At 60.2% G+C, this 13,920-nt stretch carries 8 protein-coding genes and 1 pseudogene; 6 read left to right on the forward strand and 3 right to left on the reverse strand.

Annotated elements, in window-relative coordinates:
- Positions 1-360: 360 nt before the first annotated feature.
- The gene (locus ABTX60_RS37265; protein WP_003943779.1) at positions 361-1,713 is read right to left on the reverse strand and encodes an aldehyde dehydrogenase family protein; all 1,353 of its coding nucleotides are present in this window, start codon (positions 1,711-1,713) and stop codon (positions 361-363) included.
- A gap of 955 nt (positions 1,714-2,668) precedes the next feature.
- Here ABTX60_RS37265 and ABTX60_RS37270 point away from each other — a divergent pair.
- A complete protein-coding gene (locus ABTX60_RS37270) occupies positions 2,669-3,358 on the forward strand; it encodes a hypothetical protein (protein WP_157770418.1) in 690 nt (229 codons plus the stop codon).
- A gap of 416 nt (positions 3,359-3,774) precedes the next feature.
- Here the strand turns inward: ABTX60_RS37270 and ABTX60_RS37275 are convergent, their stop codons facing one another.
- Positions 3,775-4,803 carry a DUF4331 family protein gene (locus ABTX60_RS37275; RefSeq protein WP_218680901.1) on the reverse strand — a complete coding sequence of 343 codons (1,029 nt, stop codon included), beginning with the start codon at positions 4,801-4,803 and terminating at the stop codon, positions 3,775-3,777.
- Positions 4,804-5,367: 564 nt separating this feature from the next.
- Between ABTX60_RS37275 and ABTX60_RS37280 the strand changes: the two genes are divergently transcribed.
- The 5 genes from ABTX60_RS37280 to metH all read left to right on the forward strand — a co-directional run bounded on the left by ABTX60_RS37280 (position 5,368) and on the right by metH (position 12,640).
- Positions 5,368-5,970, forward strand: a complete 603-nt coding sequence (locus tag ABTX60_RS37280) for a molybdopterin-dependent oxidoreductase (RefSeq protein WP_037129279.1) — start codon at positions 5,368-5,370, stop codon at positions 5,968-5,970.
- Entirely contained in the window at positions 5,957-6,751 is a 795-nt protein-coding gene (locus ABTX60_RS37285; RefSeq protein WP_003941068.1) for a ferredoxin reductase, read from the forward strand. The genes ABTX60_RS37280 and ABTX60_RS37285 overlap by 14 nt, the downstream gene beginning before the upstream one ends.
- Before the next feature lie 325 nt (positions 6,752-7,076).
- Complete coding sequence (locus ABTX60_RS37290; RefSeq protein ID WP_003941067.1) at positions 7,077-7,574, forward strand: peroxiredoxin family protein; 498 nt, start codon at positions 7,077-7,079, stop codon at positions 7,572-7,574.
- Between the two features lie 146 nt (positions 7,575-7,720).
- A complete protein-coding gene (locus ABTX60_RS37295; protein ID WP_003941070.1) occupies positions 7,721-8,479 on the forward strand; it encodes a ZIP family metal transporter in 759 nt (252 codons plus the stop codon).
- Positions 8,480-9,070: 591 nt separating this feature from the next.
- Positions 9,071-12,640, forward strand: coding sequence for a methionine synthase (gene metH / locus ABTX60_RS37300; RefSeq protein ID WP_020907816.1), 3,570 nt, complete (start codon positions 9,071-9,073; stop codon positions 12,638-12,640).
- A gap of 30 nt (positions 12,641-12,670) precedes the next feature.
- Here the strand turns inward: metH and ABTX60_RS37305 are convergent.
- A pseudogene (locus ABTX60_RS37305) lies at positions 12,671-13,819 on the reverse strand (PucR family transcriptional regulator); the annotation flags it as partial.
- Positions 13,820-13,920: the final 101 nt, after the last annotated feature.

The following is a 13,920-nucleotide window of genomic DNA, read 5'->3' on the forward strand; positions in this document are numbered from 1 at the left end:
CAGACCTACAGAAACCAGCCTTCGCGCTGAGCGAAGTTGGGTCCGGCTGAGCGTCCCCCCCGAAAGCCTAGTACATAGCTAACATTCAGCGCCTGGGCCGTGATTGAAGCAGTCGCGGATTCGTTCCGTCGTCGGCTCCCCTTATCGCCATCTGCCGCACCACACCCCCAGCTCCCCGCTCGTTCATCTCTGGTACTTCAATCGAAGTCGTGATCCAGGACGCATCGCTGACACAAGATTTCCGCTCACTGGAGTGCGCCCCGTAGATGTGCAGAGGACTCGCTTCAGGGCGCGTCCCAACTTCGAGGATCCCGTGACTGGAAAAATCGCTTTCTGTTCGAGGGCGGAAAACTCGAATGGTCAGGAAACCACCCGGACAAGCTTCTTGTTGACGAACTCCTCAACCCCGTAACGGCCGAGCTCGCGACCGAACCCAGAGCGTTTGATCCCACCGAACGGCAACTCAGGAGCATCGACACCCACCCCGTTGACGAAAACCATGCCCACCTCGAGCTGGTCAGCCACCCGCTGCGCCTGGACTGGATCAGTCGTGAACACGTACGAGCCGAGCCCAAACGGAGAATCATTTGCCAGCCGTACCGCTTCCTCCTCCGATCCGACCTTGAAGACCATGGCCACCGGCCCGAACAACTCCTGGCTGTAGACCGGATTGTCAGGCGCGACGTCAGTGAGGATCCCCGCCGGATGAAACGCACCATCGACGCCCCCCGCATCTGCTGCGGTGTACGTCGCGCCGGCAGCGACCGCCTGCGCCACCTGATCCGCAAGGATCTCGGCAGCCTGGACAGAAACCAGCGGCGTGGATCTAGAAGTCGCGTAAAGCTTGTCGGAAAAGGCCGGAACAAATTCGTCGTACAACCCCTCAGCGACGATGAAGCGCTTACCCGCGTTGCAGATCTGGCCGGTATTGGTTGCCCGCGCCCCGGCCGCCGCCCCAGCTGCAGCATCCATGTCATCGGTACTGAGCAGGATAAACGGATCCGACCCACCCAACTCGAGAACAACCTTCTTCAAATTACGCCCGGCGATCTCGGCGACCGCAGAGCCTGCACGCTCAGACCCCGTCACCGACACCCCCTGGTTGCGTGGGTCCGCAATGATCTGTGCCACCTGCTCGTTGGTCGCATACAGGTTCACATAAGCACCCACCGGGAACCCGGCATCGACGAACAACTCTGCAAGAGCCGCCGAGGACTCAGGGCATTGCGGCGCATGCTTGAGGATGATCGTGTTACCCAAAACCAAGTTCGGTCCCGCAAAGCGGGCCACCTGGTAAAACGGCAAATTCCACGGCATGATCCCCAGCAACGACCCCACAGCCGACCTCCGAATACAGGCCGACCCCTCACCATCCCGAATCTCGATCTCTTCATCAGCCAGAAAACGCTCCGCATTGCTGGCGTAGTAGTCACAGATCCAAGCCGACAGCTCGCATTCCTCAACCGCCTCCACCAGAGACTTTCCCATCTCCCTGACCACAATCGCAGCAAGCTCATCCTTGCGTTCGATGAACAGATTCGCCACATTCCACATCAACGCCGCGCGCTCGGCCACCGTCGACGACTTCGACCATCCGCGATACGCGGCACTCGTCGCAGCGAGAGCATTCTCCACATCCTCCGCAGTAGCAGTGGGATACGTCGAAACAACATCCCCGGTACGCGGATTGGTAACTGCATAGCTAACAGTCATACGATCAACTCCTGATCTCGAAAGTGCCCCCGGCGCAACCGAAAGCAGGACGACTACACGTGCGGCAAACCAGAAGCTACGCTGAGCCGACGCATTCAACTGGAAAGATTTCGTCGATCGACTCCCAGCTACCGTCGCAGCTGAAACGCTGACCGAGTGCGTGACGTAAAAAACATGCCGCCACGTGGATCTGACGCTTTGATTGATTCTGAACATCCCGGCATAAGGGGGTACTGCTGATGCGCGATCCAGCCCCAGCGTTGCAAGTATAGGTGACCACAGCCGTCAGGGTGCGGCGTAGGTATGGAGACGAGCGAGTCTGCAAAGACAGCAACCGCGCGGCACCCGAGTTCGACCGAAACCGAAGCGCACCAATTCGATCGAGACCCTCACAGCGTGCATAGTTACTCACGGGGAGGCGTGAACGAGCTCCGCATTGCCTTGAACACAGATCGAGAAGAAGGGGACCGATATGGCCCGTCAAGCCATGGGGCAACTTCCTTCTACCGATTCACCTTGACTGCGAATTTGTCTACTTGCCTGAACGATTGCCGTACGGCCGCCGCCAGCCTCAGCGGGCTCGACTGTGTCGAAGAAACGGCGAGCCATCTAGGCTCTACAGTATATAATTACGTTTGCAGGGGCGATAACGGTGAACCAAAGCATACCTCTGTGCGAGTCGATCTCAACGAGCGATTTCATCGCATTATCTCAAACTCCAGGTTCGAAATGACCAGAAAAATCCCGACCGCCATGTAAAGAATACGTGCCGCCCGCGGATTTTCCTCGATGCTTAGCGCAATAATCTTTGTCAGCCCAGATTGGGACACTCTCGGCTAACTCGACTCTTCCAACCCGATTTGGGAGTCTGTGCAGCCGTAAAAACGACATCCATCTAGACTGGACGGAACTAATGAATAACCACCAACGAAACTGGCGGACGACCGTCGTCGTCGTGACGATCGGAGCACTACTTGCGATCGTCGTCCCCCTGTCACTCCTCCCAGTACTTCCTTTCGAATACTTGAAGGAATACGGAACGGTTGGCGACACGATCGGTGGAATTTCGAATCCCATTACAGGATTGGCAGGAATCATTCTGTTATTCCTTGCTTTGACTGCGCAATTGCGCGCCAACGCACTTACGCAAAAACAGGTGGACGCCGATGCCGAAAAAGAGGTAAGGCAACGTGTCGCGACACACTTACATCAACTCTATGCATTCATGGACGAAAATATTAAGCAGTTCAACTACCAGAAAATTAGTACCCAAGAGTTGAGCTCTGAGCAGTTACATGGACGTCGAGCTATTCGGCAGTTCATTGATGACATTGAAAGCATGAATATCGACCTCCACGACTCGGAACGGCTTCTCCAGCAGGATGGCGTCAGGGAAATACTCGGCGTTTTAGAGATCGCGAAGCAAGCATTCGTCAAGATTGCGAGCTCCGATATCGATCCTATAAACAAGGATTTTTACGCAGCACTTGTCAAGCACGTACTTCTCTACAGCGTTTTCCCTTACACAGATCTTGACACCTCCGATGGCCTGACCCTTGCGGTATGCAACCAGTGTGGCCAACCACACGGCAACTACCCACCAGCCATTTTCGACCGACTACAGGATCTCAAGCGCTACTTCTAGCAACGCCGTCACCGGCAACGTGTCCGGTTCGTCGTTGCCAATACATGCCCAGCAGTTTTTCACCGAACCCGGGAAACTTCTTTGGGGTGGGTCACGGTCTCGGAGGCTGGCCAACTCTCTCGAAGCCAAGCCCTCCTCTCGAAGCCGCCGATCCTTACAGATGTGATCCATTTCCCTGAACGACGGACTCTCCATTTTGCGGCTGAATACGTATCTGGCCCCACACGTAACATCAAGAATGGCGCGGATCGACAAGCATTTCGAATCCGTGCGGGTTGCCGCTGATCCGTCAGCGGCGCAACGGCAGTCGGCATCCCCTCGTCGGCGAGACGTGAAGGGACCCCAACGGGCTTTTGCACCTCCGAATCACCTGCGAATAGCCATGCGGTACACCGACGTGAGTGGATCCGTATCTACTACTGGCTGGGCATTGGGAGCGAAAAGAAGGGGAAGTCCGCCAAGATCTGGGTGCGATCGGGCTTGATGCCGGTGCCCAGCGGAGAGTTGGTCAGCAGAGACAACATATTGTCCATGACGTTGTCGGCGAGCGCGCGACCGTTAAAGCCTGTGTAGTCGAACGACGCGGTGCTGCCGACAACGAAGGGAAGCACCATCGGACCGAACATCTCTGTGACTCGGCGGGCGTACGCTTGAGGGTCGGCCGATGTACCGGCGAGTTCGACGTACTTCGCCACGGTGGCTTGCGCGCTGGCCACGAATGCCGAGTCATCTGCCGAGGTGGCGCTTCGGTTGAAAGCCTCACGTAACTCATCATCGCTGAGAAAAAGGTGGCTGAACAACGGCAAGCCCCAGCGCGCCACCTGTTGTTCGGGTGCGTGACCTATCAGGGAGACGGTGGGCCATGCATGCAGCAAGCCTGACGTTCTCAGCATGGAATTGGGCACCTCCAGGACAATCGCCCCCACCGTTCTGCCGGCGAAAAAGTTCACCTGGCTGTCGAACGCCTCGGGTTCATAGGTGCCACGAGCGAATGCGGCTTGGAACTTCGCGAGCGCGGCAGCGTCGCCACCGAAGACGTCCTGGACGACGCCGGCGAATACCCGAACGCCGTCGCTGCCCAGGATCGTCGAACCCGTCGTACCGACTGCGATGACCTCACCGCCTGCCCCGCTGGTGGCGTCTTCCCCTGTGGCGTAGCGAACTTCGATGCGCTGTGCGTGAGCCTCACCCTTATCGGTGGAGACGTGGACGACTTCGCCGGCGCGAAATTTGATCGCGACGTCCTCGCGTCGATCGCCATCGGTGTCGATTCGGAAGACATAGAGAGCTTCGTCTCGAAACGGTGCGACCGTGTCCGCGTCGGCAGTGGGATTGATGGTCATCGCCATCACCGTCGTGTCCTCGGTGCCGGCGAAAAGGTAGAAGTCACACAGGTCGAGGCGGGGGTCTTCTCGGGCAGTGGGGGTGTCGAAGTGGTGGGACATAGGGAGGGCCTCCTTGCCGGGCGTTACGTAGTCGTGGCATGTAGCCAGCGGTTTCAAATGGACGAGTCGATCAACAGCGGCAGCTTGCGGTAACAGGAGCCGGATGCAGCGAATCGGGTAAAAAGCGAGCCCAGCTGCGTACCAACCGGTACAATGGGGATGGCGGGCTGTCGTGGATAGCTCTGAGGATTGATCAGTGATGATACCTACACCGCACGGACCATCACCGTCCAGGCACCCGAAGCAACGGCAGCATTCCCAGAAACCGTAGACGTGGCCGGCAACGACGTAAGACGCTCTCGCGGATGCAATTTCGAGCGGTCCTCCCTCAGATTGCCGGTGGCCACCCCCAACGCGACCCTCAAGGAATGGACTCAGGGGTCCAAAGTGCAGTAATCTTCGACTCTCCACAATCGAATATGGTCGCGCCTTGCGGGAGGAGGTTACGCAGATTGAGTCACGTTTCGTCATGTGGTCTGTACGAGGTTTCCTCTGAGAGTTGCTCGACCAGCTCGGAGAGGTTCTCCCACGATCCACCAAGCAAACGAGATCCGAGGAGCGGATATGAGCGTGATCAGCAGGGGGTTCGGCGCCGGGCACAGCAACGGTGGCGGCGGGCGCCTCCCGCCGGGGCAACACGAGACGCACGACTTCCCGGTGTTGTCTACAGGGCCGACACCTCAGGTCGATCGATCTACGTGGGCGTTGAATATTACCGATCTCGAAGGTTCGGTGACCCGCTGGAACTGGCCGGACCTCATGCGCGCGCCCAGCGAAGATTTCACGGTCGACATTCATTGCGTGACCAAGTGGAGCAGGCTTGATACAACGTGGCGTGGGGTCAGAGTGAACGCGCTGCTCGGCAAGTTGGCGGACGAAGCCGAGTACGCACTCATCCGATGTTACGGCGGCTATACGACGAACCTACCCATGGGTGACCTCGTCGACCGCGACGCGTGGATCGCCTACAAATACGAAGGTACTGACCTTAAACCTCCCCACGGCGGCCCTGCCCGCCTCGTGGTGCCGCACCTGTACTTGTGGAAGTCAGCCAAATGGATCAACGGCATCGAACTTCGACGCGACGACCAGCCCGGATTCTGGGAAACCCACGGGTACCACGCGTACGGCGACCCGTGGCTAGAGCAGCGCTATGCCGGCGACTGAGCGCTCGAGGGACGCAGCAGAGGTCCATGCGGACACCGGCCCCGCGCTTCGCCGCCGGCCGATCCGGTGGCTCCCAGCGCAACTACAGGCCACCCGGATGGAAACACATCTCGCCCGCACGCTCGTTTTCGAGGTACCTGGGTGGTCGGGACACGCAGCGGGCCAGCACGTCGATGTCCGGCTCACTGCCGAAGACGGTTATACCGCGCAGCGTAGCTACTCGGTCGCCTCCCGCTCCGGCCCGGACCAGTTCGAGCTCACTGTGCAACGCGTTTCGGGCGGCGAGGTATCGACGTACCTCACCGAGACGATGCTGCCCGGCGACCGACTCGAGGTTCGGGGTCCTCTCGGCGGATGGTTCCAGTGGACAGCGCGGCTTCGGGGCCCCGTGTTGCTGCTCGGAGGTGGTTCAGGAGTGGTCCCACTCATGGCGATGCTGCGCGAGCGCACGCACTCTGACTCGGACTCGCCGTTCCGCTTGATCTACTCCGCGCGAACTCCCGACCACGTTATCTACACCGGCGAATTGCACCAACTGGCGCAAGCGCACCCTGATATCCCCATCACACGCCTCTATACCCGCGCCGGGCTGCCTGATGACACAAGGGAACCAGGCCGGCTCCGCATCGAGGACTTGCCGACTCCCGCCCATGGAGGCACCGTAGGAGCGACCCGCGTGTACGTGTGTGGTCCCACTGGGTTCGTCGAACACGCCGCACAGTTGCTCGTCGACCGCGGGTTCACCCCATCCGACATCCGTACCGAGCGCTTTGGCAGTTGAGGAGACGCGCATGCAACAACAACGCGGCCGCCTGAGGTCGACGGCGAGGTGGCCACTGGAATCCTCACCGCGAAGTCTTCACCTGATGTCCCCGCGACTGACGTGGTCTACGGACACTGCACATCGAGGACCTCGTGTCGCAGAGCCTAGGACGAACCTCACCTGCTCCGACTCAATCCTGCGCTGTCTACCGGGCCACGGCGCGAGTGTTCACAATTCACCAAGATCCGGCACATCCGTGTAGCTCGACTGCCTGGATCCGCGTGCTGACAAATCCGAACCGCTTGATAACTCACAACACACCATCGATCTCAAGGAGCTCCCTGTGCATTCGGGCCTACTACACCATCAGGCTGCTGACCTCAGGGTCGCGGACTGGATAGACTCCGCGGGCACGCCGCTGGCCACACCACTTCGCCTCGCCGACCTGGGAACGGGCTACCGGGTGATCTTCTGCTTCCAGGACTGGTGCCCAGGATGTCATTCACAAGGCTTCCCAACTCTCCAGGTCCTCCACGACAATCTCGCCCGCCGAGGGGTTGGTTTCGCAGCCATTCAAACCGTGTTCGAGGGTGCGGACGTCAACACCTTCGACAAGCTGCGGATCAACCAAGAAAAGTACTCGCTGGCAATACCCTTCGGACACGATCTGCCCGCGCCGGGGCAGAGAAACCCCACATTCATGGAAGATTACCGATCAGGGGGTACGCCGTGGTTCACCGTCATAGACCCCAACGACAAAGTCGTCTATGCAGATTTTCATTTCGACCCACGCTACCTTATTGATGCCCTTAAGGAAGAGCCTGGCGACCCTCGTGAATGAGGACAGCTTCGCCAGCGCGCAGCCCTCAGCTGCGCGCTGGACCTACTCGGGACAGGAAGCACGGATGGTGAGGCAGATGGTGATCGGTGCCCCGGTCCAGACACCATGGCCCGGGACCCAGACGCGGTCTCGCGGTGGTGATGGTGGTGAGTGACTACGGCTCGGTAATCGGCTGGGCGGCGCTCAGCGTGAGTGGTTTGCTCATCGGCGCAATGCTCGGCATGTCCGGCCGGTTCGGTCACGGAACGATAGCTAGAGTCACTGCCTTGGGAGCGGGGTTAATACTGGCGGCCGCTGCAGTGGAGCTCGCCGCAGAGGCCGTTGCAACCCACCCCTGGAGTGGAGTCACGGCTCTCTTGGGCGGCGCAGCAACCTTCAGCGCCATCAACGCATGGTTGGCCACGCGCGGAGCCCGCGACCGCAAGCGCTGCGGAGAATGCCTAACGAAATTGAAGACCACTGCGACGGTGGGCCCCGCCACTGGCGCGCCCATCGCCATCGGGACCGCTCTCGACGCCGTGCCCGAGGCATTAGTACTCGGTGTGACACTACACAGCAGGGGCGTGGAACTCGCGCTGATCGCAGCCATTGCCATCGGCAATCTGCCCGAGGCGATGTCGGCTTCGAATGGGATGTCGAGAGCCGGTCGGTCTCGACATTGGATCCTCGCGCTGTGGAGTAGCGTCGCCGTTGCCACCATCTGTCTAACCGCCGCCGGATACGCTGCGTCATCGCTGCTCACAGACGACGCTGTCCTCCTTCTGCAAGCATTTGGAGCTGGAACACTACTGTCCTTGGTTGCGGAGACCATGCTGCCCGAGGCCGCCGAGAACAACCCCAAGTTCGGCGGGCTGATCGCAGCTGCGGGATTCGGTCTGCTGCTGTTGATCTCGGGCTTGGGGTGAGCACACAAAGGGGCATCTCACCGATAGATCCTGCTCGAAATCTCCCCACTCCCCTGGTTCTGGTGACGCTGCGGCCTTCCAGCGGTCCTTCAACCGGTGCAGCGACCAGTCGCAGATCCACATCTCTTGCATCGTGCGCCGTTGATTGCAAACCCCTGTCCATACTGCCGAGTCTCCCAGCGGTGGTTTCGGATGTGCATGGGGGCACATTGCACCAAGTCGGTGTTCTAGAGAACGGATTCAATCCAGTTGTCTTTCGATCATTGTGTTCGGCCGGACCCTCGTTCATCCCGGTTGCTCGACATTCTCTCGAAGCACTGGGGTCCTCGTGTGTGTTGCCGAGCAATGCCAATGCAATCCGCGCTATCGACCAGGCGTTCTGCTTCGGACACTGATTCCCGACCGCCGTTCTTTCTCCTTTCGTCATGCGACCACGATCTAATTGCCGAACTGCGCCTTGAGCTTTCGATGAGTGCAGTCTGCGGCACTATCTCGTGTCGACGACAACCAACCCGTGAGGTAAGTGCATTGAACCGATTCGAGGCCAGAAATCCCATCGCCGCTGTTTCCTCGAAGGCCACGGCAGGCGGCATGTCTGCCCCATTTAACTCTGCCCTGCTTGATGCGCTGAAACAGCGCGTTGTCATCGGCGACGGAGCGATGGGCACCATGTTGCAGGCCGCGGACCTCACCCTGGACGACTTCCTCGGCCTCGAGGGGTGCAATGAGATCCTCAACGACACCCGTCCCGACGTGCTCAAAGACATCCACCGTGCGTACTTCGCCGCTGGTGCCGATGCCGTCGAGACCAACACCTTCGGTTGCAACCTGCCCAACCTCGCCGACTACGACATCTCTCACCGGATCCGCGAACTCGCGGAAAAAGGCACTGCTCTCGCCCGTGAAGTAGCGGACGAGATGGGACCAGGCCGCGACGGCATGGCCCGATTCGTACTCGGCTCGATGGGACCGGGAACCAAGCTCCCCAGCCTCGGACACGCACCGTACGCAGTCCTTCGTGACGCGTACACCGAAGCTGCGCTCGGCATGATCGACGGTGGCGCCGACGCCATCCTCGTCGAAACCTGCCAGGACCTGCTTCAGGTGAAGGCGGCCATTCTCGGCAGTCAGCGCGCGATGGAGCAACTCGGACTGCGGTTGCCGATCATCACGCACGTGACGGTAGAGACAACTGGAACGATGCTCCTGGGCAGTGAGATCGGTGCGGCGCTGACGGCACTCGAGCCACTCGGTATCGACATGATCGGCCTGAACTGTGCCACCGGGCCGGCCGAGATGAGCGAACATCTCCGTCATCTGTCCAAGTACTCGACGCTGCCGGTGTCGGTCATGCCCAATGCCGGTCTGCCGCAGCTCGGCCCCAAGGGCGCCGAGTATCCGCTGACTGCCGACGAATTGGCCGAAGCCCTCAGTGGTTTCGTCTCCGAGTTCGGACTCGGCCTCGTCGGTGGCTGCTGCGGTACGACACCCGAGCACATCAGCGCGGTCGCCGACGCGGTCCGTCAGGTCGAGAAGGCCCAGCGCACCCCGATCCACGAGCCGAGCACCTCTTCGCTGTACTCGGCGGTGCCGTTCGAGCAGGACGCCAGCATCCTGATGATCGGTGAACGCACGAACTCCAACGGCTCCAAGGCTTTCCGCGAGGCGATGCTCTCCGCGGACTACCAGAAGTGCCTGGACATCGCCAAGGACCAGACCCGCGACGGCGCACACATGCTCGACCTCAACGTCGACTACGTGGGCCGCGACGGTGCCGCCGACATGTCGGAACTGGCCAGCCGTCTGGCGACGTCCTCGACGCTGCCGATCATGCTCGACTCCACCGAGCCTGCCGTGCTGCAGGCCGGTCTCGAACACCTCGGTGGCCGCTGCGCTGTCAACTCCGTCAACTACGAGGACGGCGCCGGCCCCGAATCGCGTTTTCACAAGATCATGACGTTGGTCAAGGAGCACGGCGCGGCGGTCGTCGCCCTGACCATCGACGAAGAGGGCCAGGCTCGCACCGCCGAGACCAAGGTCGCCATCGCCAAGCGTCTGATCGAGGACATCAAGGGAAACTGGGGACTCGCCGAGTCCGACATCATCGTCGACGCCTTGACCTTCCCCATCTCCACCGGTCAGGAAGAGGTGCGACGCGACGGCATCGAGACCATCGAAGCGATCCGTCAGCTCAAGGCTGCGTACCCGGAACTGCACTTCACCCTGGGTATCTCGAACATTTCGTTCGGTTTGAACCCGGCGGCACGGCAGGTCCTCAACTCGGTGTTCCTGCACGAGTGCACCGAGGCCGGTCTGGACACGGCGATCGTTCACGCGTCCAAGATTCTGCCGATGGCGCGAATTCCGGACGAGCAGCGTGAAACCGCACTCGACCTGGTCTACGACCGTCGTAGCGAGGGCTACGACCCGCTGCAGAAGCTGATGGCTCTGTTCGAGGGTGTCTCGGCTGCGTCGGCGCGCGAGTCCCGTGCGCAGGAACTCGCCGGACTTCCGTTGTTCGACCGGCTCGAGCGTCGCATCGTCGACGGCGAGCGCAACGGCCTCGACGACGATCTCACCGAAGCGATGACGGTCAAGTCCCCGATCGAAATCATCAACGAGACACTGCTTTCGGGCATGAAGACCGTCGGTGAACTGTTCGGTTCCGGACAGATGCAGTTGCCGTTCGTTCTGCAGTCCGCCGAGGTCATGAAGGCAGCAGTTGCGTTCCTCGAGCCGCACATGGAAGCGACGGACGACGACGGCAAGGGTCGCCTCGTCATTGCGACGGTCAAGGGCGACGTCCACGATATCGGCAAGAACCTTGTCGACATCATCTTGAGTAACAACGGTTACGACGTCGTGAACCTCGGCATCAAGCAGCCCATCGCGACCATTCTCGATGCTGCGATCGAGCACAAGGCCGATGTCATCGGCATGTCCGGACTGCTCGTGAAGTCGACAGTGGTCATGAAGGACAACCTCAAGGAACTGAACTCTCGCGGTGTCTCGGAACAGTTCCCGGTTTTGCTGGGTGGTGCCGCGCTGACGCGTTCGTACGTCGAGAACGATCTGCAGGAGGTGTACGAGGGCGACGTCAGCTATGCCCGCGATGCTTTCGAGGGTCTGAACTTGATGGACCAGATCATGACGACCAAGCGCGGCGGCGGCCCGGCGCCGGACAGCCCGGAGGCCATCGCTGCTCGCGAGAAGGCTGCCGAGCGTAAGGCTCGTCACGAGCGTTCCAAGCGCATCGCCGAAAAGCGTAAAGCTGCAGCGGTTCCCGTCGTCCTGCCGGAGCGTTCCGATGTCGCTACCGACATTGCGGTGCCGACACCGCCGTTCTGGGGCTCGCGCATCGTCAAGGGAATCTCTCTGTCCGAGTACTCGGGGCTGCTCGACGAGCGCGCTCTCTTCCTCGGCCAGTGGGGCCTTCGCGGTCAGCGCAAGGGCGACGGTCCGACGTACGAGGAACTGGTCGAGTCGGAAGGCCGTCCGCGGCTCCGGTACTGGCTCGATCGGCTGACGTCCGAGGGCATCCTCGCGCACGCCGCGGTTGTGTACGGCTACTTCCCGGCGATCTCGGAGGGCGACGACGTCATCGTGCTCACCGAACCGAAACCGGATGCACCTGAACGGTTCCGGTTCACCTACCCGCGTCAGCACCGCGACCGTTTCCTGTGCATCGCTGACTTCGTGCGCTCGCGTAAGGAAGCAGAAGCGACCGGCCAGGTGGACGTTCTTCCGTTCCAGTTGGTGACGATGGGTCAGCCGATCGCGGACTTCGCCAACGAGTTGTTCGCGTCGAACTCGTACCGTGATTACCTCGAAGTTCACGGAATCGGCGTCCAACTCACGGAATCTCTGGCCGAGTACTGGCATCGACGCGTTCGTGAAGAGCTTGTGCTTCCCGAGGGGCATACCGTCGCGGAGCAGGACCCGACCGAGGTTGCCGGCTACTTCGATCTCGAGTACCGCGGCGCTCGTTACTCGTTCGGATACGGCGCGTGCCCGGACCTCGAGGATCGTGCCAAGTTGGTGGCGTTGCTCGAACCCGAGCGAATCGGCGTCGAATTGTCCGAGGAACTGCAGCTGCATCCAGAGCAGTCCACGGACGCTTTTGTCCTGCACCACCCGGAAGCAAAGTATTTCAATGTCTGAACTGTCATCTGGATACAGTTGAAGTGCGAACCAGAGTTCAGCTCGAACCTTTGGATCATCCAGATCACATCCGAGTGCGTTGGCAACTCGACTCATTCTGTAGCGCAGTGTATGCCGATGAATCCCTAACATCCCGGCCGAAGCGTCGGCTTGCCCGTTTTTCGCAAGGTAGACACGAAGCGTTCGAGTGAAATCTACTTTCGAGCTTTGATCGAGTTTCCTTACCGGCGCCAGGGTCTCCCGCGCCCATACTCGGACTTGATATCCGCGAAGATGCCTGAGCAGCCCTGCCTCCGAAATATCCCTTGCCTCGTGCAGCTTCCCCGGAACATCGGGTGCAGCACGAAAGACTCGCTGAACCTGTCGCCATGACTCAGGTAAATGGTCGACGTCGACGGGCTCACTAACTGATCCTCTGCCATAGGGAACCTGTCGAAGAACCGCCTGAAGGGTGCGCAGGTCACCCTCAGCACTTGGAAGGATGATTCCGACTTGCCCTGAATCCCGCTGGGCCGTCACGGTATCGACCCGGCGTAACGCCGGATCCTCTTCTGCTATTTCGAGTAATTCGACCTCAAAACGGCGTGGTGCGCCCAGTAGCGCCACTCGGACGTGCCCCTCGGGAATCGGCACCCGAAGAATGCTGCTCATCTGACGAGCAATCCCTGAATGCCCACTCAACATCAGTTCTAAGATCGCGCGTCGGTTGTTCCGCAATTCTTGACGTTCTTCGTCTGTCCGCCTGAGATGTTCGCTCAGCAGGAGCACGGCCGTATCGACGAGGGAGGTTTCAATGGCGGCCAGAGTGGTGGACCTACCCAGTGTCAGGTAGCCGCGAGTCTGCCCCGGAATTCGCAGTGACCGAATAGATACCGATTGGTCCGGCATGTTGATCGACATCGCCGCGTTTCGAGTGAGTCGGGCTAAGCGAGGTAACTCCGCCTGAACGAGTCCCAGATGGGCACGGGCAGCTTCCGGACTGGCAGCACGGAGATCGCCTGTCTCGCTCAGAAGCAAGACCCACCCACCTATCGATCCGACGAGGGATTCGAGGATGTGCCGAGCACCCAGTGTCGCAACGGAGGCTTGAACGAGATCTCGGTGAGCACGCGCGGTAGCTTCGACGGAGTCAGCGATTTGTCCCGCCGCTCGTGATGCTCGAACCAGTCGTTCCGGCATCGAACCTCTCTACCTGCATGTTTCCGCGCGACCAAGAAGTGCTATTGCACTATCTTCGCGCCGGAGCAGTATGGAGTAAAGATATCCGAGCATCATCTGGA

The sequence above is a fragment of the Streptomyces sp. NPDC126510 genome, assembly GCF_040302345.1.
Lineage (GTDB): Bacteria > Actinomycetota > Actinomycetes > Streptomycetales > Streptomycetaceae > Streptomyces.